The following is a 21,537-nucleotide window of genomic DNA, read 5'->3' as shown; positions in this document are numbered from 1 at the left end:
AGCCCTCGAGGTCGCCTTCGGTTTCCAGCAGTGCCTGACGCAGCCCGTCTAGAGTGTCTTGCCGCGGCTCGGCCCACATGCCGCGCCCGGCGGCCTCCAGCAGCCGCTCGGCCATGCCGTGCAGCGCCCACGGATTGGACTCCGTCATGAATTTGCGGTTCTCCGGGTCGAGCACGTAGCGCTCGGTGAGTTGCTCGTACATCCAGTCGGCCATCACGTGGGCGGTGGCGTCGTAGCCGAAAAGATAGTCGACGGTGGCCGCCATCTCGAACGCGCCCTTGTAGCCGTGCCGGCGCATCGCCGACATCCAGCGCGGGTTGACGACGCGGGCGCGGAAGACCCGGGTGGTTTCCTCCGACAGCGTGCGGGTGCGGATGGCGTCGGGCCGGGTGTTGTCGCCGATGTAGGCCGCCGGCGCCTGACCGGTCAGCGCCCGCACGGTGGCCACCATGCCGCCGTGGTACTGGAAGTAGTCGTCGGAGTCGGCGATGTCGTGTTCGCGGGTGTCGGTGTTCTTGGCCGCCACCGCGATTCGCCGGTACTGGCGGTTCATGTCTTCAGTGGCGGGCCGGCCTTCCAATCCGCGGCCGTAGGCGAATCCGCCCCACGCGGTGTAGACCTGCGCCAGGTCGGCGTCGTCGCGCCAGTTACGGCTGTCGATCAGTTGCAGCAGTCCGGCGCCGTAGGTGCCCGGCTTTGACCCGAAAATTCGTGTGGTGGCGCATCTTTGGTCGCCGTGAAGGGCGAGGTCGGCGCTGGCGTGCGCGCGCACGTAGTTGTCCTCGTCGGGTTCGTCCAGGGCGGCGACCAGGCGCACGGCGTCGTCGAGCATGGTCACCACATGCGGGAACGCGTCGCGGAAGAACCCGGAGATGCGGACCGTGACGTCGATGCGCGGTCGGCCCAGCTCGCTCAACGGGATCGGGGTCAGGTCCACCACGCGCCGCGACGCGTCGTCCCAGACCGGCCGCGCGCCGAGCAGGGCCAGCACCTCGGCGATGTCGTCACCGGAGGTGCGCATGGCCGACGTGCCCCACACCGACAGGCCCACCGACCGGGGCCACTCCCCGTGGTCGGACCGGTACCGGTCCAGCAGCGAATCAGCCAGTGCCACACCGGCTTCCCATGCCAGCCGGGATGGCACCGCCTTGGGGTCGACGGAGTAGAAGTTGCGTCCGGTGGGCAACACGTTGATCAGTCCGCGCAGCGGAGAGCCCGACGGCCCGGCTGGGATGAACCGGCCGTCCAGTGCCCGCAGCACCTGGTTGATCTCGGCCGAGGTGCCGGCCAGCCGCGGCACCACCTCGGTGGCGGCGAACCGCAGCACCGCGGCGACGTCGGGGTTGTCGGTGAGCCGGTCGGCCGCCGCTGGGTCCCAGTCCGCCTTCTGTAGGGCGCTCACCAATTCTCGTGCCGCGCTTTCGGCCTCGTCGACGGCGACGCGTTCGTCGCTGCCGTCCTCGGCCAGCCCGAGCGCCTGCCGCAAGCCGGGCAGCGCGTGTTCGCCGGCGAAGAGTTGGCGGGCCCGCAGGATGGCCAACACCAGGTCGAGTTCGCCTTCCCCGGTTGGCTTTTGGCCAAGGATGTGCAGGCCGTCGCGGATCTGCACGTCCTTGATCTCGCAAAGCCAGCCGTCGACGTGTAGGAGCATGTCGTCGAAGGTGTCCTCGGCGGGGCGCTCGGTCAGACCCAGGTCGTGGTCCATCTTGGCGGCCCGGATCAGCGTCCAGATCTGCTGCCGGATGGCCGGCAGCTTGCCCGGGTCCAGGGCGGCGACGTTGGCGTGCTCGTCGAGCAACTGTTCCAGACGGGCGATGTCACCGTAGGTTTCGGCGCGGGCCATCGGCGGGATGAGATGGTCGACCAGCACCGCGTGCGCCCGCCTCTTGGCCTGGGTGCCTTCGCCGGGGTCGTTGACCAGGAACGGATAGATCAGCGGCAGGTTGCCCAGTGCGGCGTCGGATCCGCAGGCCGCCGACATGCCCAGCGTCTTGCCCGGCAGCCATTCCAGGTTGCCGTGTTTGCCGAGGTGCACGACGGCGTGCGCCCCGAAGCCGGTATCGAGCCAGTGATATGCCGCCAGGTAGTGGTGACTGGGCGGCAGGTCGGGGTCGTGGTAGATCGCCACCGGATTCTCGCCGAATCCGCGCGGCGGCTGAACCATCAGCACCAGGTTGTCGGATTGAATTGCGGCAATGACGATTTCGCCGTCGGGGTCGCTGCTGCGGTCGACGAACAGGTCACCGGGCGGGGCGCCCCAGTGGCGGGTCACCGCGTCGGTGAGCTCGGCGGGCAGCGTGCCGAACCAGTCGCGGTAGTCTTTGGCGGACACCCGAATCGGGTTGCCTTCCAGCTGGCCCTGAGTGAGCCAGTCCGGATCCTGTCCCCCACGTTCGATCAGTGCGTGGATCAGCGCGTCACCGTCGCCGGCTGCGACGCCGGGCAGCTCGCCGACGCGATACCCGTTATCGCCCATGGCCCGCAGCAATGCGACCGCGCTGGCCGGGGTGTCCAGGCCGACCGCGTTGCCGATGCGCGCGTGCTTGGTCGGGTAGGCCGAGAACACGACGGCGACGCGCTTGTCGGCCGGGTCGACACGTCGCAACTGAGCATGCCGGATGGCCAGGCCGGCCACCCGGGCGCAGCGCTCGCGGTCGGCGACGTAGGAGATGAGGCCGTCGTCGTCGATCTCCTTGAACGAGAACGGAACCGTGATGATGCGGCCGTCGAACTCGGGCACCGCGACCTGGGTGGCCACGTCCAGTGGCGACAGACCGTCGTCGTTGGTGTGCCACTGGTCGCGCGGGCTGGTCAGGCACAGTCCCTGCAGGATCGGGACGTCAAGTGCGGCAAGGTGTTCGACGTTCCAGCAGTCATCCGACCCACCGGCCGCCGCCTCCGCGGGCTTGGTTCCCCCGGCTGCCAGCACGGTGACCACCATCGCGTCGGATTCGGCGAGCTTGGCCAGCAGTTCGGATTCCGCGGTGCGCAACGACGCGCAGTAGACCGGCAGCGCTTTGCCGCCGGCGTCTTCGATCGCCTCGCACAGCGCCTCGACGTAGGCGGTGTTGCCGGCCAGCTGTTGCGCGCGGTAGTAGAGCACCGCGATGGTGGGGCCGTCCGGGTTTCCCGCATCCTGGCGCTGGAACACGCCCCAGGTCGGTGTCGCCACCGGTTCGGTGAAGCCGACGCCGGTCATCAGCACGGTGTCGGACAGGAAGGCGTGCAGCTGGCGCAGGTTCTCCACGCCGCCGTGCGCGAGGTAGATGTGGGTCTGCACGGCGATCCCGGCCGCCACGGTGGACCGTCCGGTCAGCTCGGCGTCGGCGGCTTGCTCACCGCTGACCAGCACGGTGGGCACGCCGCTGGCCAGCACCGTGGCGATGCCGTCCTCCCACGCCCGGTAGCCGCCGAGGATGCGCACCACGACGATGTCGGCGTCTTCGAGCAGGTCGGGCAACTCGACCTCGGCGAGCCGCGCCGGGTTGGCCCACCGGTAGTTCTTGTCGGTGGAACGGGCGGTGATCAGGTCGGTGTCGGACGTCGACAACAGCAGGATGGTCGGCTCAGCCACTCCCCATTCGTACCGCAGGGCGATCAGTCCACCGAATCGGCGCGTAGGGTCCAGGCATGAGCAGGGGTTTCGTCGTCATGTTCGCCGTCGGATTGATCGTGGCCCTCTTCGGCCTGATCTGGGCGCTGCAAGGCTTCGGAGTGCTGGGCGGCAGCCCGATGAGCAACACCACGACGTGGTCGGTCATCGGTCCGATCACGGCGTTGATCGGTGTGGTGATCGCGGTCTTCAGTTGGCGGAAACTGTCGTCGAAGTAAGGCTTTCAGGCCACGGTGAAGTTCACCGAGTGCCAGCCGGTGGCGCCGTCGGGGACGGGATCGGCCCGGTCGTCGGTCTGCGCGGCGCCGGTGTTGTCGATGGCTCGCACGGTAATCTGCTGCCGCCCGGGGCTTTTCGCCTGCCACCGGAAGCTCCACAGCCGCCAGGTTTCGTTGGAATAGCTTGCGCCCAGTTCGGCGGACTGCCAATCGCCATCGCCGATGCGGACTTCCACGGCTCGAACACCACGATTCTGCGCCCATGCCACCCCGCCGAACACCGCGGGTCCGATCGGCACCTGCTGACCGCTTCTCGGCACGTCGATGCGCGACTGCGTCTTGATCGGCGCACGCGCTGCCCAGCCATGCCTGGTCCAGTACGCCTTGGCCCTGTCGAAGCGGGTCAGTTCCAGATCGACGACCCACTTGGTGGCCGACACGAAGCCGTAGAGTCCGGGCACCACCAGCCGCGCCGGGTAGCCGTGCTCGACGGGCAGCGGCACCCCGTTGAGGCCGACCGCCAGCAGCGCCTCCCTGCCGTCCGTCACCGCCTCTACCGGCGTACCGGCGGTGAACCCGTCGATGGAGGTGGACAGCACCATGTCGGCGTCCTTGTGCACACCGGCCGCCGCCAGCAGATCGGCCAGCCGGTAGCCCGTCCACAGTCCCGTCGAAATCAGATCTCCGCCAACCGGATTGGATACGCACGTCAGCGTCGTCACGGTATCGACGACGTCAAAGCGTGCGAGATCCTCCAAGCTGTAGGTGGTTTCGTGGTCCACCATGCCGTGGATGCGCAACCTCCAGTCGCCGCGGCTGAGTTGCGGCACCGCGAGCGCCGTGTCGATTCGGTAGAACTCGGCATTGGGAGTGATGAAACTCGGCAGCGCAACACCTTTCGGCTGCACGTCGGGCGGTATCTGCGGTGCCGTGGTGCGCGCTCGCGGCAGGGCGAAGGTCTTGCGGTCAGCGGTCACCGAATGCGCCAACCGCGTGAAGAAGGCTCCGGCGACTCCGCTGACGACTCCAAAGCCCAGCAGTCCGAGCATGACCAGTCTGCGCCGGCCGGCATCAGGTGCATCTTCCGAATCGGACCAGGACCGACGGGCGAGCGCGCGCAGGACCGCCACGCCGCAAGCGGTACCCACGACGGTAGGGATGACGTCCAGCGCCGATCCGCCCTGCCGCGACAACACCGCCGCACAGCCGAGGACGCCGAGCACCACCAGCACCGCGCTGCCCATCGGGCGTCGTCGCGTCTCCAAGGTCCCGGCCAACGCTGCGATCGTGGCAACCACGATCAGCACGACCACCGCCAGGAAGGGCTTGTCCAAGGTGCCGAGGGTCTGTATCGCCCACTCTTTGACAGGGCCGGGCGTCAGGTCGATCACCGCCGAGCCGACCGCGGTGCGGGCGTCGGCCCGTCCGCCGAACGGAATGCAGAGCAGCTGGGCGACACCGAGAGCCACCGCGGCCGAGGCGACCCCGGCGATCATCCGTTCATTCCACGAGGCCGTCGCCATCGCAGCTACTCTACTCGCGACTGGAAAACCTTTGCGGTGCAGCAGGACAGCGGAATCGGGCGCGGTCCGGGTGAGCGGGACCGTACGCTGATGCGATGCACACTGAGTCTCTTGCCGGGAAGGTCGTCGCTGTTACGGGCGGCGCTCGCGGAATCGGTCTGGCCATCGCGACCGCCGCTCAGCGGTCAGGCGCCAAGGTGGCGATCGGAGACATCGACGACGCAGCCGTCACCGAGTCTGGCGACCGGCTGGGGTTGACGGTCTCGCGTCACCTGGACGTCACCGACCGCGCGTCGTTCATCGAATTCCTCGACGCGGTGGAGAACGGGCTGGGGCCGATCGACGTCCTGGTCAACAATGCCGGCGTGATCGCGGTGGGCAGCGCCGTGGAGGAGGACGACGACGTCACCCGCCGGCTGCTCGACGTCAACGTGTTCGGCGTCATCCTCGGCACCAAGCTGGGTGCGCAGCGCATGTTGCCGCGTCGTCGCGGTCACATCGTCAACATCGCGTCGCTGGGTGGTGTGTTACCGGCCGAGGGCATCGCCACCTACTGCGCCACCAAGCACGCGGTGCTCGGCTACACCGACTCCGTCCGGCTGGAGAATCGGGGCAGCGGCGTGCAGTTCTCGTCGATCATGCCGACGCTGACCAACACCGAGATGATCGTCGGCATCGGGCACGCGAAAGGATTCAAGAACGCCGAGCCGGTGGACGTGGCGCAGGCGGTGGTCAGCGTCATCACTAAACCCGAAGCGCGGGTGGTCATTCCGCGGTCGATGGGCATCATGGTGTCGTTGCAGCAGCGGCTGATGCCGCGCCCGCTGGCCGAAGCGATGGGGCGCGTGCTGGGCACCGACCGGGTGTTCACCAGCGACGTGCAGGCCGAAAAGCGCCGGGGTTATGCAAAGCGGACCGGGACTTCCTGATTTCAGGCACTGCCGCGACGACCCCAAGTCGGCGGCCAGGGCGGTCGACTACTTCACTTCAGCGTCGCCGCGATGCGCTCGGCGACTTCCTGTGCCACCAGCTGTGTCTCTTCGCCGTGACCCGGCACGTACCGGTCGGCGGCGGCGTCGTATTCGGCGCCGGCGATCGAGCCGTGATCGGCCGCCAGCTCGGCCAGGTCCACCGGCCATCCGATCCGTTCCAGTGCGGCGGCGAAGTCTCTGCTGGCCGCAACCGGTACGGCGTCGTCAGCGACGCCGTGCAGCAACGTGAAAGGCGCGCCGATATGGTCGGACGGCAGCTCCTCGGTCAACACCCGACCGGTGATCGGATCCGGTGCCATGAATGCGCCGGCCAGGCAAATCGTATGTGCGAGAGCAAGATCGCGGCGCGCGGCGTCGAGGGTGAGGCCCGCGGCGGCGGCTCCACCCAGAGACCAGCCCACCAGCACGATGCCCTCGGTGTCGTTGCCGTGTTGACGGGCGAAGTCCAGCGACCGCAACAGATCCGCGCGGCCGCCGTCGTCAGCGTGTGAGTTCCAATCCGGGGCGACCACCGCGGCGCCGTGGCCGGCGATCAGGTTGGCCAGCGGGCGGACCGCGGCGCGGGCATCGGTCTGCATGCCGTGCCAGAGCAGCACCAGCGGTTGAGCCGGGTCACCGAACACGTCGGCCAGCCGACCCGGGGCATATTCCTGCGTTCGCACAGACACCGGTGTGCCCGAGAAGTCTGATTCCAAACCGTGCCGCCGAAGTCGTACCGTAGTTGGGTGGCCAGAACCCGCGACTTCGACGCGTGTCCGGGCGCGTTGCAGGTGCACCTGGCCGCCGACGGCGCGTTGGTCCGAGTTCGGCTGCCCGGCGGCATCATTACTGCCGAGCAGTTGACCACGTTGGCCCGGCTTTCGGCGGAACACGGCTCGGGCATGTTGGAGTTGACCGCCCGCGGCAATGTGCAGTTGCGCGCGGTCGCCGATGTGGACGCGGTGGCCGACGCGGTCGCCCGAGCCGGGCTGTTGCCGTCGGAAACACACGAACGGGTCCGCAATATCGTGGCGTCACCGTTGTCCGGTCGGGCCGGCGGCAACGCCGACGTGCGACCGTGGATCGCCGAACTGGACGCGGCGATCTGCGGGGAACCCCGGCTCACCGGACTGGGTGGCCGGTTCTTGTTCAGCATCGACGACGGCCGTGGTGACGTGTCGGGTCTGCGCGCCGACGTCGGTGTGATCGTCGCCGAGGACGGTCCGGCCCTGCTGATCGCCGGACGCGACACCGGTATGCGTCTGCACGACGTCATCGACGAGCTGATCGGGCTCGCAGTGCGGTTCGTGGAGATTCGCGGAAAGGCTTGGCGGATAACGGAACTGGATGACTTGGCGGAGCTGCTTCCCGACGTCGTACTGGGCACTGAGTTCGCCCCGGTGACCAAACCGCCGGTGGGCTGGCTCCCCCAGGACGACGGACGGGTCGCGCTCGGCGCGGGGGTCCCTCTCGGGGTGCTGCCCGCTCGCATCGCGGAGTTCCTCGGCGCGATCGAGGCGCCGATGGTGATCACACCGTGGCGGTCGGTGCTGGTGTGCGATCTGAGCGACGAAGTGGCCGACACCGCGCTGCGCGTGCTGGCGCCGCTGGGCCTGGTGTTCGACGAGCACTCGCCGTGGCTGAATGTCAGCGCGTGTACCGGCAGCCCGGGTTGTGCGCACTCGAGTGTCGATGTGCGCGCCGACGCGGCAGGGGCGCTGGATGAGACCTGCACCGTGCACCGGCACTTCGTCGGATGCGAACGAGCGTGCGGCAGCCCGCCGACCGGGGAGGTGCTGGTCGCCACCGGGACGGGGTATCGCGTACTGAGGTCTTAAGGTGGGCGGGTGCTCGACTACATCCGCGACGGCGCGGAGATCTACCGGCAGTCGTTCGCGACCATCCGCGCCGAAGCCGACCTGACCCGGTTTCCCGGCGACGTCGAGCGGGTGGTGGTGCGGTTGATCCACACCTGCGGGCAGGTCGACGTCGTCGAACACGTGGCGTTTACCGATGATGTCGTGGTCCGCGCCGGCGCCGCGTTGCGCCAGGGCGCCCCGGTGCTGTGTGACTCGTCGATGGTGGCTGCCGGGATCACCGGCGCGCGCCTGCCCGCGGGCAACGAGGTGGTCTCGCTGGTGGCCGACGCACGCGCGCCCGAGCTCGCCGCCCGCCGGCAGACCACTCGATCGGCGGCCGCGGTGGAACTGTGGGCCGAGCGAGTGCCTGGCGCCGTCGTCGCCATCGGCAATGCCCCGACCGCGCTGTTCCGGTTGCTCGAACTAATCGACGATGGGGTCCCGCCGCCCGCCGCGGTGCTTGGCGGACCGGTCGGCTTCGTCGGGTCCGCGCAGTCCAAGGAGGAGCTGATCGAAAACCCGCGCGGCATGGCATATCTGGTGGTGCGCGGCCGTCGCGGCGGCAGCGCGATGGCCGCCGCGGCGGTCAATGCGATTGCGACCGAGCGCGAATGACCGACCGGGGCACGCTGTGGGGAGTCGGGCTGGGCCCCGGCGATCCGGAACTGGTGACCGTCAAGGCCGCGCGGGTGATCGGTGACGCCGACGTGGTCGCCTATCACAGCGCGCGGCACGGTCGCAGCATCGCGCGAGGTATCGCCGAGCCCTATCTGCGGCCCGGTCAGATCGAGGAACACCTGGTCTACCCGGTCACTACCGAGACGACCGATCACCCCGGTGGCTACGCGGGCGCGCTGGAGGATTTCTATGTCGAAGCCACCGAGCGCATCGCCGCGCACCTGGCCGCCGGGCGCAATGTGGCGCTGCTCGCCGAGGGGGACCCGCTGTTCTACAGCTCCTACATGCATCTGCACACCCGGCTCACCGAGCGCTTCGATGCGGTGATCGTGCCCGGTGTGACGTCGGTGAGCGCCGCCTCCGCCGCCGTCGCCACTCCGCTGGTGGCCGGCGACGAGGTGCTGTCGATCCTGCCGGGCACCCTGCCGGTGGCTGAATTGACCCGCCGGCTCGCCGATGCCGACGCGGCGGTGATCCTCAAGCTCGGGCGCTCGTATCGTAATGTGCGGCAGGCACTTTCGGTGGCCGGCCGGCTGGACGACACGTTCTATGTGGAACGGGCCAGCACGCCCGGGCAACGGGTGCTGCCGGCCGCCGACGTCGACGAGACCAGCGTGCCGTATTTCTCACTGGCCATGCTGCCCGGGGGGCGGCGACGCAATGGCGCCTCCGCCGCCACCGGTTCGGTGGCCGTGGTGGGTCTAGGCCCGGGTGGCTCCGATTGGATGACACCGCAGAGCCGGCGCGAACTGGCCGCGGCGACCGATCTGATCGGCTACGGCAACTACCTGGATCGGGTGCCGGTGCGCGAGGGACAGCGCCGCCATCCCAGCGACAACACCGACGAACCCGGGCGGGCCCGGCTGGCCTGTTCGCTGGCCGAGCAGGGGCACTCGGTGGCGGTGGTGTCCTCGGGGGATCCGGGGGTGTTCGCGATGGCCACCGCCGTGTTGGAGGAGGCCGAGCAGTGGCCGGGCGTGCAGGTCCGGGTGATTCCGGCGATGACGGCAGCGCAGGCGGTCGCCAGCCGCGTCGGGGCTCCCCTGGGCCATGACTACGCGGTGATCTCGCTGTCGGACCGGCTCAAGCCGTGGGACGTGATCGCCGAGCGCCTGCGGGCCGCCGCCGCGGCCGACCTGGTGCTGGCCATCTACAACCCGGCGTCGAAGTCGCGGACCTGGCAGGTCGGCGCGATGCGCGATCTGTTGCTCGAGCATCGCGAACGTTGCACGCCGGTGGTGATCGGCCGCAACGTGGCCGGCCCCGACGAAACGGTGCGGGTGGTCCGGCTGGCCGACCTGAACCCCGACGAGGTGGACATGCGCTGCCTGCTGATCATCGGGTCGTCGCAAACCCGTTGGCAGCCAACACATTCAGGTGATCGGGTTTTCACGCTGCGGCGGTATCCCGGCTAACTGCGGACCCCTCGCGAGCAGACGCAAAAACACCTCATTTCAGCATGAAATGGGGGTTTTTGCGTCTGCTCGCGCTACCGGAGCGCCGCCACCCAGTGCTCGGCCTCCTCGACGGTGCCGACTGTGTTCACTCCGTCGGGCAGGCGCGGACGCGCCACCATCACCACCGGGATGCCGAGTGCGGCAGCCGCATCCAGTTTGGGACGGGTCATGTCCCCGCCACTGTTCTTGGTCACCAGCGCGTCGATGCGGTGCTCGGTCATCAGCGCGAGCTCGCCGTCGTACTCATACGGGCCGCGGGTGAGCAGCAGTCGATGCCGGGACGGCAACACGTCGGGAGCGGTGACCACCCGGACCAGAAACCATGCGTCACTGTCGGCGAACGCCCGGACAGCCGACCGGCCGCTGGTCAGGAATACCCGCGAATAACGTTGCCGTGCAACGACCTCCGCCGCCTCGGTGTCGGATGTCACGACCGTGGCAGCGCCGGGATCCCACGCCGGGCGGGCCAGCACCAACAGCGGTATCCCCAAATCGCCGCACGCCTGCGCGGCATGCGCGGTCATGGTGGCCGCGAACGGATGGGTGGCGTCGACGACGGCGTCGATGTGTGCGTCGTGCAGGAAGCTTCGCAGCCCGTCCACCCCGCCGAAACCACCGATGCGTACCGGGCCGACCGGCAACGCGGGATCAGGCACCCGGCCGGCCAGCGAGCTGACGAGGTCGACCCGCGGGTGCAGTCTTGTGGCCAACGCGCGCCCTTCAGCGGTGCCGCCGAGCAGCAGCACGCGCATCAATGCGGTCCCAGGCTGCGTCGCGCCGCGGAGTACAGATAGCTGTCGGTGAACCCTTCGGCGGCCAACACATCGCCGATCAGGATGACCGCGGTCTTGGTGATGTTCGCTCTATGCATTTGGGTGGCGATGTCGGTTAGCGTGCCGCGCAGCACGGTCTGTTGCGGCCAGCTTGCGAAAGCCACGACAGCGACCGGGGTTTCGGGGCGGTAACCGCCGTCGAGCAGCTGTGGCACCACCGCGTCGATCTGCGCGGCGGCCAGATACAGGACCAGGGTGGCGCCGGGGCGGCTCAGGGCGGTCAGGTCTTCGCCGGGCGGCATGGCGGTCGACAGCGTCGAGACTCTGGTCAACGTGACCGTTTGGGCCACGCCCGGCACGGTGAGCTCACGCTTGATGGCGGCGGCGGCCGCGGCGAAAGCGGTTACCCCGGGCACGATTTCGTAGCTGATGCCCCGGGCGTCCAGTTGTCGGCACTGCTCGGCCAGCGCGCTGTAGAGCGACGGGTCACCGGAGTGCAGTCTGGCCACGTCGTGGCCCGCGGCGTCGGCGGCTGCGAGTTCGTCGACGATCTGATCCAGCGTCAGCGGGCCGGTGTCGACGACTTTCGCGTCGGGCCGACATTGCGACAATAGGTCTGTCGGCATGATCGAGCCGGCGTACAGGCACACCGGACAGCGTTGCAGGAGCCGCTGACCGCGCACGGTGATCAGGTCCGCGGCGCCGGGCCCGGCACCGATGAAATACACCGTCATTTCGTCACAACCCACTGCGTGACGGGCAGCTGCGGGCGCCACCCGGCGAACCCACCCAGCGGTTCGGCTCGGTAGTGCTGCAATCGCTGCAGGCTCCCGCTGTGGCGGGAAAACGCTTGCGCCAGTAGGGCTTCGGATTCCACGGTGACCGCGTTCGCTACCAGCCGACCGCCGTGCGGCAGGTGATCCAGGCAGGCGTCGAGCAGACCGGGCTGGGTGAGGCCACCGCCGACGAAGATCGCCGACGGCCTCGGGGCACCGTCGAACGCATCCGGTGCGGCGCCGCGGATTTCGATATGCACACCGTGGGCCACGGCGTTGGTCCCGATATTGCGGCGACGCTGGTCATCACGTTCGAAGGCGACCGCGGTGCAACCGTGACCGGCTTGGCACCATTGCACCGCGATGCTGCCCGAACCGGCGCCCACATCCCACAACCGCTGTCCCGGCCGGGGGGCCAACGCCGCGAGGGTGACCGCCCTGATGCCGTGTTTGGTGATCTGGCCGTCATGGGCGAAGGCGTTGTCGGGCAACGAGAACACGCGCTCGTCGGGCAGGTACCGAACGGCGATCACATTCAGGTCCTCGACATCGACAGGGGTGTTCTCAGCCCACCCCCGCGCGGTGTCGTCGCGGCGTCGTTCGCGCGGGCCGCCGAGTTCCTCGAGCACGGTGAACTGCGAGTCGCCGCGGCCGTGGTCGGTGAGCAGCGCGGCCAGTGATGTCGGGGTTCTCCCGTTGCTCGACAACACGATTGCCTGTCCCCCGCGCCGCACCGCGGTGTGCGGCTGCGCCGTCACCAGGCTGATCACCCCCGTCTCGTGGACGTTCCACCCCATCCGCGCGCATGCCAGCGTCACCGACGAGACATGTGGCAGCACCCGCACTTTGTCCGGGCCGAACAACCGGATCAGCGTGCCGCCGATGCCGAACAGCAGTGGGTCACCGCTGGCCAGGACGTGGATGTCGGATTGGTCGACGGGCAGGTCTTGCAAGGCCGGCAACAGCGGGGACGGCCACTCCTTCCGGGTCGCTCGGACGGTGTCGTCAAGCAGGCCGAGTTGGCGTGCGGATCCGTAAACTACTGTGGCGTTGCGTAATTCGCGGCGCGAAGCATCCGAGATCCCGGCCATGCCGTCGGCGCCGAGACCGACCACGGTGATCATCGCGGCATCCGCCGCCACACGAATTGCGGCAGCAGCTTGAGCCCGAAGAACATCGGCCGCAACGCCCAGGGAATCCACACGGTGCGTCGGCCCTTGCGCAAGGCTCCGGCCGTGGCCGCAGCGACCTGTTCGGGGGTGCTGGACAACGGCGCCGGTGCCATCCCCTCCGTCATTCGTCCGATGACAAAGCCCGGCCGTGAGATCAGCAACCGCACGCCGCTGCCGTGCAGGGCGTCGGCCAATCCGCTGGCGAAGCCGTCCAGACCGGCCTTGGCCGAACCGTAGACGTAGTTGGCCCGACGCACCCGCACCCCGGCCACCGAGGAGAACACCACCAGGTCTCCCCTTTGGGCCTGGCGCATAGCGGCCGCCAAATGGGTGAGCAGGCTGACCTGCGCGACGTAGTCGGTGTGCACGATGGCCACGGCGTGCGCGGCGTCGGTTTCAGCTCGGGTCTGGTCGCCCAGGATTCCGAAGGCCAGGACCGCGGTGCCGATTGGTCCGTGATCGGCGACGATCGACTCGACCAGGGGTCCATGTGCGGTGACGTCGTCGGCGTCGAACTCTCTGGTGTGCACCGCCGCGGCGCCGGCCGCTCGTAGCGCGGCGACTTCGTCAGCGAGCCGGTCGGCGTTGCGCGCCAGCAGTACCACTGACGTCCCGGGCGCCAGGCGACGCGCGAGTTCGATGCCGATCTCGCTGCGCCCGCCGAAAATTACCACCGGACCCGTGCCCGTGTCGTCCACGGCTGTGATTATTGCCTGCGCTAGCGTGGAGGGCGATGGCCAAGACCACGACCCGCCTCACCGACGACGCGCTGGCGTTTCTCACCGAACGCCATCTGGCCATGTTGACCACGCTGCGAGCCGACAACTCGCCGCATGTGGTGGCGGTGGGATTCACCTTCGACCCCAAGACTCATATCGCACGGGTGATCACCACCGGCGGGTCACAAAAGGCCGTCAACGCCGAACGCGGCGGCATAGCGGTGCTGAGCCAGGTCGACGGTGCCCGCTGGCTGTCACTGGAGGGGCGCTCCATCGTGAACAAAGACGTCGACGCCATCCGCGACGCCGAGTTGCGCTACGCCCAGCGCTACCGCACCCCGCGGGCCAACCCGCGCCGGGTGGTCATCGAGGTCCAGATCGAGCGGGTGCTGGGCTCGTCGGAACTGTTGGACCGCGTCGAATAGCTCTCGTCGGCCTACGGCGTGAGGGTGTACTGCACCCACGCGCCGCCGACCGGTCCCGCCGCCGCATGCAGCAGGGAGTTCTGCACCCCGGTTCGTGGCAGTCCGAAGGTCAATCCCAAGGCCGTGCACGCGGCCGGAGCTGCCGCAAACGCGACGGGCGCCGTCACCGTCCAGGCACCTGACCCGGTCTGGCAGGCCGCGGGATGCGATTCCCCGCACGAGGTGGCCGCCCACCGGCCGTCGGCTCCCTGCAGCGTGCAGGTTCCTGCGCTCGCGCGCGGCTCGTCGGGCGCCCAACTCCACAACGTGCCCTGAATACGTCCGTCTTCGGGCAGCAACTGGTCGAAGCCGAACAGATTGACGCCGCAGTTGGTCATCGACTGCGTTTTGGCCGGGGTGAGCGCCTCCGGATTGTTGGGCGGCATGGTCGGGTGGACCAACGCAGAGACGAACGTCGAGTCCTCGAAATAGCGGACGATGTTGGTGGCATAGACGGGCGGGCCGTAGGTGCCGTCGCAAGCCGGGTAGGGCTGGTACTGCGAGGTCTTACCGCTGTCCACCTCTTCGCCTTGCCAGTTGAAGACGGCGTTGCCGAGCGCTGGCGCACAAGGGCTGCCGCTGACCAGCACGACCTGGGCGCCGGCGGTGCGGACGTCGTTGCGTGAGACGGTTCTGGGAAGCAGCGCACAACCGTTGAGGCCGATGTCGGCGGGGTTCGGCGGGTAGATCAGGCTGGTTCCGTCGGGACGGCGCAGCTGAGTTTGCAGGGTGCTCAGCGCCGATGTGTACGCCGTGGGATTTCGCAACTGGTCCTCGACGAGAATCAGGACGACTTCGTTGGGGTTGGCGTTCAACCACGCCGCGATGCTGGGCAGCACCTGGTTCAGCAGCGGTTCGGTGGTGCAACCCAGGTTGGCCTGAGCTGCCGAAAGACCGTGGCAGACAGCGACACCGCGGCCGCCGAGCTGGCCGATCTGTGGCACGTAATGCAGATCCAATTCGATGGCTCGGACGTCGATATCGAGTTGTTGAGGCATCGACAGCTGCTGGTTGGAGTCGGCGTGGGAGGGGGTGAACTCGTTGGCGAGGCTGTTGAACGAGTTGTGGGTGCCGATCCACTGGGCGTTCGCGAACGGCACCGGGTCGCCGAGCGCGTACTGGAATCGGGCGGTGCGGTGTACCCATGACTGCAGATAGGCGACGGTCGCCGCTTGAGTCACTTTGTGCGCCAACGGAACCCGGCACAGACTGTCCGGGATCCCGACCCTGCGGCATTCGGCGGCGACCGCGTCGGCGAATTTACCGGTCCCCACGCACGGGAAAGCGACCGGGCTGATGGCGTTGCACGGCGCGGTCGGCGACGGAGGGTTCGGAAGCTCGTTGACGTCGGCGGTCACCGGTGCGGCGTTGGCCCATGTCAGTGTCAGCGCACTCATGACGACCGCACACTTCAGCCACGGGGCGCTAAGCATGCGCGCAACCTTGGCACGGCGGTACTACCGGTTCGGGAAACGTTGTCGAGTTGGTTGAGTGTTGCAATCACGTCGTAACTACCGCGGTCGCAGCTTCCGTTGCCACTTCTGCTTCGTTGGCGTTTGGCCGGTTTTCCCGGTTCACCGCCTACGCGCGGCAACGGTGAATTGCCGGGGTCCCGGCCGGACAATAGCCTCGGTTGTTGCTCGGTCCTATCGGTAGGCGGAGGGAGCCACAAGTGTTCGTCGACAACGCACGATTGCGTTCAGGCGGCAGCGAATCGCACGGCGCTGGTGAGCACACCCACGTGGCCGTCAAACATCTTGCGCAAGCGATGTTTTCGTCACAGATGTTCGGTGACTATGTCGCAGCCTCCGCTTTTCACGATATGGCGACGGCGGCACGCGACCAACATCAGCGAAGTTTGTCGACTCACCGGACGAGCCTGGTCGCGATCGGTGACAGCGCAGATGTCGCGGCGCAGCGCTTCGCAGACATGGACGCCGACAACGCAACCCGGATTCGGGCGGTGCGGTGCACCTCCGCTATCTGAACGTCGCGCAGCTGGTCGATCGCGCCGGGGGTGATCCATGGATCATTGACCAGAGCTTGCAGCGCGGACGCCCGGCGCAGATCGCAAGTCTGGCACAGGCTTTTCATGACGCGGGTCAGGCGACCAGCGACGCCGAGGCGGCGTTCGCCGAAGCCCGCCGCCAGTTCGAGGCGGCCTGGAACCGGGAGAGCGGTGAGCACCCGATCAACGACTCGGCCGAAGTCCGACGTACCACTGAATCCTTGGGAGTGCAAGCGGCACAACTTCCCAAGATCGCAGTGGCTCTGGAACGTGTCGCGGCGGCTTTGGCCGACGCGCAACGCGCGTCCCGTAGTCAAATCGCGTCGCTGGAACGCGAACTCGAAGACATCGACCGCCAAATCGGGGAAGCTTACACGCTCGCGGACAAAGGCCTCCTGTCGTGGGCCTACGAATGGGAACTTGAGCGAGAAGTTGAAAGCCTCGAACAGCAGGCCGCCCATTGCCTGGCCAGGGTACTGCACGTGGTCAATTGGGTCAGGGACACGTATTCCGCTGTGCTGCAACGTTTGTCTGGAACAATGCGCTTCGAATTGGGCTATGACGCGGCACCCTTGGGCGCTTTGGACGGATACGAATTCGAGACGCCCTACCAGGCCGAACGCGACGTGCACGATGCCCTCGCCGGTGATCGGCAGGCGGCTTCGCGGGTCAACGACATGTTGAACTCGATCACCGACGAACAGCGTGCCGGCAAGCAACCATTGACGCCCGAACAGGCTGCAGTGCTGAGTCAGTTGCAGGCTCAGCAGCACGGGATGTCGATCGCCGCAGTGGAAGCCGCCCAGGGTCGGCTCTGTGACCAGGGGCAGCTGATCGCCAACTCGTGGCAATTGATGAGCAATCCCGCGATCGCGTTTCCGCGCACCGAACTCAAACCCGGGGCCACGCAGGGAACCGAGATGGTCAACGGTGGTGCGGCACAACTGCCGGACACCGTGCGGCGCGCACTGGATTCCCCCGGGATTCTGTATGCGACTGATCTGCAGGCGATTTCGCGGTTGGTCAAGGGCGGCAATCCGGCTCTGCAAACCAACACAGAGCTGGATCGAGGAATGATGCGCAAGGCATCAGCGATCATGGGCGCACCGATCTGGTCACATGACCGCGCCAGCAACGGCGAGAACTTCGGGCGGGACCCTTATCTCGACCCGTTAGTCGCCGGTATGTTCGCGGCGGTGTCGCCGGATCACCAGGTTGTGCACGATGCGTTGACTGGTAGAGGGGGTGACGAGTTCCTGGGACGCGTTACCCACCACTTCTGGTCTGACAACGGCAAAGGTGTTGCGTCGCTGTTCAATTGGACCGAGGCCGCTGCGCATGGCCCGGAAGCGCGGCTCGCCGGCGAAACAGCTCACGCCGTCGCTACTTATATCGGGAGTCACGAACAGGAACTTCTCCATCTCCCCGGCCATCACACCCTCGGTGATGTGAATCCGCATCTGGTTGGGGGCATGGCACATGGACTGGCGCCCTACATCGGCAATATCGCTCACACGCCAGGCGGCCTGATGGAATTCGGCGAAGCCCCCGACAACATGGGTGCGGCCGAGTCCGGAACGATGCCGATGGCCAAGGGAATTTTCTCCGTGCTCAGCACTGAGCGTGCGGCTTCCGACTACTTCAACGGGATCGCCGCGAACCAGGCTCTGGTCGCCGAAAATGCTTATGTCAGCGAGCTGTTGAGCCATGCGCCGAACATGAACAGCTACAACGCCAACCTGGGCCATGCCATGACCCTGCGCGGGTTGATTGATTCGGGAATCCACAACGCGGTACAGGCGCGCGCCGACAATGAGCATGTTGTCGAGGATGCCGCGCTGCGCAGCGAATATGACCAAAGAAAAACGGCGTATGAGGCTGGGGTCAAGATCGCCAGCTCGGGAATAGGCCTGATACCTAAGGTCGGTGTGATCACCGGCGCTGCAATAAGCGTGTACGGCACCCTCGTTGAGAACGACATCCTCGGACCTGCTCCCACAGCAACCGTTCTTACCGACCACGCCGTGCCGCCGATGTCCATCGGCAGAGCTGACCGCGAAATCCTCGACGCTGTACTCGCTTCCAGGCATCCCATCTCTCTTCCGGATGCGTACCTGGTTAACGGACATGTCGGGACCCCGGAAGAAGTGGCCAGGCTTATCAGCGGTCTGACACCGGACGAATACGACCACGTGCTCAGCCAGGCGGTGACTGATCTGTTCGCACAGAACTTCGAGACAGGGGCGAACCAGCCCGTCATCATCGACCAGCAAATGATGCAGCGCTACAACCTGATCGTTGCGGACCCCGACCCGGCGAGGAAATAGCAACGTCTTACCTGGCCTGGGTGTTGCGGCGGCACTGAATAACCGAGATGTCGAATTGGCGCTAGCATCACCGAATGCCGTGACCCTGCGGACGGGTAAGCATCGAGGCCTGTGCTGGAGGCTCACAGCTTCAGGTACGGCAGCAACGCTTGGAAGGACATGATGAGCGGGGACGACCAGCTACGAATCATCCTCGACCAGCTTTCACAGCTGCTGGGGATACCCCCGCCGCCGATCATCACCCCTGACCAGTTGGCGACAGGGAGTTCTCAGATCAGTCAACTGCTGCGGGCGTTGGGTGCTGCGGCCAACGCGGGCGATGCCGGGGACAACAGCGAGGCCCAGGCCGGCCACGACGAACGGGAGGCGAAAACGTCGGATGCGCTGGCCAAGTTCCCGGCCAACGAGGAACAGGCCGCGGCGCAATTGGCCGGCGTCGGCGGTCAAGGTGAGATGTCTCAGATGTTGCAGCAGATGCCGCAGATGGTGTCGGGCATGGCCGGGGGGATTGCCGGCGCACTCGGGGGTCTGCTGCAACCGCTGAGCCAGATTCCTTCCCAGCTCGCGCAGGCCGGGCAGCAGGCGATGCAGGCCGGGATGGGGATGATGCAGCAGAGCGCGGGCGGGGGTATGGGCGAACCCGCGGACCTGGTCGACGCCGAGGAACTCAGTGGCGGTGGTGGCGGGTTCTCCGGAGGCGGCGGTGGCGTCAGCGGTGGTGGAGGTGGCGGCGGTGCGGGCATCGAGGGAACCACACCAACGGCGATGCTCGGACCGCCACCGACGCCCTCGGCCGGAACCGTGCCCGCCTCATCGCAGGCTGTCTCATCTGCCGCGCCCGCGCCGGCGGAACCTGCGGCGCCCCAACGAGGTGCGATGGGGGCTATGCCGATGATGCCGCCGGGGGCCATGCACGGCGCCGCGGGTAGCAACAATGAAGCCAAGCCCGATACCAAACGCATCGTCGGTCCGACGGTGAAGAACGGTGCTCCCGTGCAGGGGCGCATCACCACACCACCGCCCGCGCCCGCGGTGGTCAAACATGTCGAGGGCAAGCCGGTGGCGACGCGGCGCATTCTGTTGCCGGACGACAAGCGCGGTGACGAGGGCGTCGGCCCCGGCCGATAACGCTGTCGCCGAGCAAACGCACGTTGTGGTTCTCGTATCCAGGTCAGCGTGCTTGTACGGCGGTGGTGGCAAAGTGTGACTGGCGAAATTCCGGATGAACGATACGATCCTCGCGTGTCGAATGTGTCTGTGCCGCAGCCAGCTCCGTGGCCGCCCGTGGCGCCTCCGCCCCGGCGGCCGTCGCGGTGGCTCGCGCTGGTGTCGTTAGGGATTGCGTTGGTGGCAGTCGGCGTCGCCGTTGCGGCCTGGCTTCGTCCGGTACTCAAATATGAGCCTCCGGCTCCTCCGACGTATTCGAGTCAGCAGGTGGCGGATGCGAAGGCGAAAGTGTGCGCTGCGTTTGGACAAGTGAGCAGAGCCATCAGGACAACCAGTGCACGCGACAAGGGTACCGACTACACAACACAGCTTGCCTCGGCGGTGAACGCGCGCCAAGCGCTAGTTGCGGGAAGCAATTATTTGTTGATTACGCTCGATGATCAGCCAGCAACTGCGCCCGAGCTAGCAAAACAAGTTCGCCTTCTTGCAAATTCCTATCAGTTGCTTACGCTCAAACTCCTTGCAGACGAGTCAGACAATGAGATCAGCGGCGCAGTTCAGTCAGGCGACGAATCGAGTCGGACACTAGAAGACATATGCCGATGAGCAGCTTTTCGGTGGATAAACATGACTGACTTACCGCCCGGCAAGTGGTCTGCCATTTTGGTTGGTGATCAATGGCCGGATGTTGGAGATTTGATGACACTCCAGCAGAACAAATTGAATCGTGAACGAATCCAGACTGGCTATGCTACCTTCACCGATCTTCTCCGTAGTGCGGAATCCGGCCCTCTCGCTCCGCAACTTGGTCTCACAGCCGACGAGCTGCGCAATGCATTTCGCCGCAGTCGAGACCAGGCGCAACGCGTCGCTGAAAAGAATGCCGCTAAACAGACTGCATACTCGAATGCCTTCAATAGCGTAATGAGCCTTCGGCAAGACCTGGCAAGTATAGCCGCCGAAGGGAACAAAATATTAGAGCAAATTGAGGGTTCGAAGGAACCCACAGCAACAAAAACCGCGCATATTATTGCAGTTATTAATGAATACCGATTGCTGGCGAACTCAGCAGCGGCTAAGTATGGCGGCAACGTGTTAGACGCCATACAACTAGTACTCGACGCCGAAGGATCCGGGCAGTCAGCACGTCAATTTGCGGAGGGATGTGGCCTTAACTCTCGGGAGATGTTCCGGGAACCGACTGATCGACCAGACTTAGAGCCGCGAGTCAACGACCTACTGAAAAATCCGTCGGCGTCGATTGCTCCGCCGTCGGCGTTCAGAAATCCGCCATTGCCGCCTGAAGCGCTAGACCGCGCAGCACCAAGTCCCTTAGCCGCCATCGCGGCATCCGGGCATCTACCCCAACCACCCGGCGCCCAACCGGTCGGCACTCCGGCACCGGTCACGGGTCCTCGCTCGCTCTCGAGTCTGGCCGCAGCAGGACTGAACCCGTCTCCGTCGAGCAGTCAAGGAATTCAGGCTCGACAATTTTCAGCAGCGCCCTTGCCGCCGGTCGTACCGGTATCGACTGCCCTACCGCCGGGGGCGTCAGGCGCGTGGACCCCCAAGGCGGCGCCCCCACCAATGTCTTCTGCACCCACCTCTCTTGGGCTTTCTTCCGTCTCCCCGTCCGAACTCGCCCAAAGCTTCAACAAGGGCCTCGAGTCCGGCACTCCTCTATCCGCGACTGCCCATGCCGTCCCATCAACACCAACGGTGTCTGCGGAGTCGCATCTTAGCCACGCCGCCGCATCGACGACTCCGGCAGCGGTGCCTGCCGCGCAAACCCATGTGCCAGTGGTCGATTCG

18 protein-coding genes are annotated in these 21,537 nt (G+C 66.7%); 10 read left to right on the top strand and 8 right to left on the bottom strand.

Annotated features, from left to right (window positions below; all coding sequences use genetic code 11):
- Window positions 1-3,574: cobaltochelatase subunit CobN (gene cobN / locus AC5Y47_RS16395; protein ID WP_499945145.1), on the bottom strand; the 3,574-nt coding region annotated here is incomplete at its 3' end.
- 56 nt (window positions 3,575-3,630) lie between these two features.
- Here cobN and AC5Y47_RS16390 point away from each other — a divergent pair.
- Entirely contained in the window at window positions 3,631-3,831 is a 201-nt protein-coding gene (locus AC5Y47_RS16390) for a hypothetical protein (RefSeq protein ID WP_499945144.1), read from the top strand.
- A 5-nt stretch (window positions 3,832-3,836) separates the two neighbouring features.
- Here the strand turns inward: AC5Y47_RS16390 and AC5Y47_RS16385 are convergent, their stop codons facing one another.
- Window positions 3,837-5,354 (bottom strand): molybdopterin-dependent oxidoreductase, encoded by a 1,518-nt coding sequence (locus AC5Y47_RS16385; RefSeq protein ID WP_499945142.1) that lies wholly within the window; start codon window positions 5,352-5,354, stop codon window positions 3,837-3,839.
- Between the two features lie 95 nt (window positions 5,355-5,449).
- Between AC5Y47_RS16385 and AC5Y47_RS16380 the strand changes: the two genes are divergently transcribed.
- Complete coding sequence (locus AC5Y47_RS16380; protein ID WP_499945141.1) at window positions 5,450-6,283, top strand: SDR family oxidoreductase; 834 nt, start codon at window positions 5,450-5,452, stop codon at window positions 6,281-6,283.
- Window positions 6,284-6,336: 53 nt separating this feature from the next.
- On the opposite strand, the gene AC5Y47_RS16375 is transcribed toward AC5Y47_RS16380, so the two are convergent.
- Entirely contained in the window at window positions 6,337-7,008 is a 672-nt protein-coding gene (locus tag AC5Y47_RS16375; protein ID WP_499945153.1) for an alpha/beta hydrolase, read from the bottom strand.
- A gap of 63 nt (window positions 7,009-7,071) precedes the next feature.
- On the opposite strand from AC5Y47_RS16375, the gene cobG reads away from it, so the two are divergent.
- From cobG to AC5Y47_RS16360, 3 genes are read left to right on the top strand one after another with little or no spacing between them, the layout of a single operon-like run.
- A complete protein-coding gene (gene cobG / locus AC5Y47_RS16370; protein ID WP_499945139.1) occupies window positions 7,072-8,163 on the top strand; it encodes a precorrin-3B synthase in 1,092 nt (363 codons plus the stop codon).
- A gap of 9 nt (window positions 8,164-8,172) precedes the next feature.
- Window positions 8,173-8,799, top strand: a complete 627-nt coding sequence (locus tag AC5Y47_RS16365; RefSeq protein WP_499945137.1) for a precorrin-8X methylmutase — start codon at window positions 8,173-8,175, stop codon at window positions 8,797-8,799.
- Window positions 8,796-10,277 carry a precorrin-2 C(20)-methyltransferase gene (locus AC5Y47_RS16360; protein WP_499945135.1) on the top strand — a complete coding sequence of 494 codons (1,482 nt, stop codon included), beginning with the start codon at window positions 8,796-8,798 and terminating at the stop codon, window positions 10,275-10,277. The genes AC5Y47_RS16365 and AC5Y47_RS16360 overlap by 4 nt, the downstream gene beginning before the upstream one ends.
- A gap of 74 nt (window positions 10,278-10,351) precedes the next feature.
- Here the strand turns inward: AC5Y47_RS16360 and AC5Y47_RS16355 are convergent, their stop codons facing one another.
- The 4 genes from AC5Y47_RS16355 to AC5Y47_RS16340 are packed head-to-tail and all read right to left on the bottom strand — an operon-like array spanning window position 10,352 to window position 13,738.
- Window positions 10,352-11,071, bottom strand: a complete 720-nt coding sequence (locus AC5Y47_RS16355; RefSeq protein WP_499945132.1) for a cobalt-precorrin-6A reductase — start codon at window positions 11,069-11,071, stop codon at window positions 10,352-10,354.
- Window positions 11,071-11,826, bottom strand: a complete 756-nt coding sequence (gene cobM / locus AC5Y47_RS16350) for a precorrin-4 C(11)-methyltransferase (RefSeq protein WP_499945131.1) — start codon at window positions 11,824-11,826, stop codon at window positions 11,071-11,073. The genes AC5Y47_RS16355 and cobM overlap by 1 nt, the downstream gene beginning before the upstream one ends.
- A complete protein-coding gene (cbiE, locus tag AC5Y47_RS16345) occupies window positions 11,823-12,992 on the bottom strand; it encodes a precorrin-6y C5,15-methyltransferase (decarboxylating) subunit CbiE (protein ID WP_499945129.1) in 1,170 nt (389 codons plus the stop codon). Before cbiE ends, cobM begins: the two co-directional genes overlap by 4 nt.
- Complete coding sequence (locus AC5Y47_RS16340; RefSeq protein WP_499945125.1) at window positions 12,989-13,738, bottom strand: SDR family NAD(P)-dependent oxidoreductase; 750 nt, start codon at window positions 13,736-13,738, stop codon at window positions 12,989-12,991. Before AC5Y47_RS16340 ends, cbiE begins: the two co-directional genes overlap by 4 nt.
- A 35-nt stretch (window positions 13,739-13,773) precedes the next feature.
- Between AC5Y47_RS16340 and AC5Y47_RS16335 the strand changes: the two genes are divergently transcribed.
- Entirely contained in the window at window positions 13,774-14,184 is a 411-nt protein-coding gene (locus AC5Y47_RS16335; protein ID WP_499945123.1) for a F420-dependent biliverdin reductase, read from the top strand.
- 11 nt (window positions 14,185-14,195) lie between these two features.
- Here AC5Y47_RS16335 and AC5Y47_RS16330 read toward each other — a convergent pair whose 3' ends face one another.
- Window positions 14,196-15,656: a phosphoinositide-specific phospholipase C-related protein gene (locus AC5Y47_RS16330; RefSeq protein ID WP_499945121.1), complete on the bottom strand. Its 1,461-nt coding sequence runs from the start codon at window positions 15,654-15,656 to the stop codon at window positions 14,196-14,198.
- Between the two features lie 239 nt (window positions 15,657-15,895).
- Between AC5Y47_RS16330 and AC5Y47_RS16325 the strand changes: the two genes are divergently transcribed.
- The 4 genes from AC5Y47_RS16325 (at window position 15,896) to AC5Y47_RS16310 (ending at window position 20,331) form a co-directional block, all read left to right on the top strand.
- Window positions 15,896-16,210, top strand: a complete 315-nt coding sequence (locus AC5Y47_RS16325; RefSeq protein WP_499945120.1) for a DUF2563 family protein — start codon at window positions 15,896-15,898, stop codon at window positions 16,208-16,210.
- Window positions 16,192-18,558 (top strand): putative alpha/beta hydrolase, encoded by a 2,367-nt coding sequence (locus tag AC5Y47_RS16320; protein ID WP_499945119.1) that lies wholly within the window; start codon window positions 16,192-16,194, stop codon window positions 18,556-18,558. The genes AC5Y47_RS16325 and AC5Y47_RS16320 overlap by 19 nt, the downstream gene beginning before the upstream one ends.
- Window positions 18,559-18,720: 162 nt before the next feature.
- Complete coding sequence (locus tag AC5Y47_RS16315) at window positions 18,721-19,686, top strand: hypothetical protein (protein ID WP_499945117.1); 966 nt, start codon at window positions 18,721-18,723, stop codon at window positions 19,684-19,686.
- Window positions 19,687-19,905: 219 nt separating this feature from the next.
- Complete coding sequence (locus AC5Y47_RS16310; RefSeq protein WP_499945116.1) at window positions 19,906-20,331, top strand: hypothetical protein; 426 nt, start codon at window positions 19,906-19,908, stop codon at window positions 20,329-20,331.
- Window positions 20,332-21,537: the final 1,206 nt, after the last annotated feature.

The organism is Mycobacterium sp. NGS22 (assembly GCF_059813095.1).
This window is presented reverse-complemented; position numbering and strand designations above follow the sequence as displayed.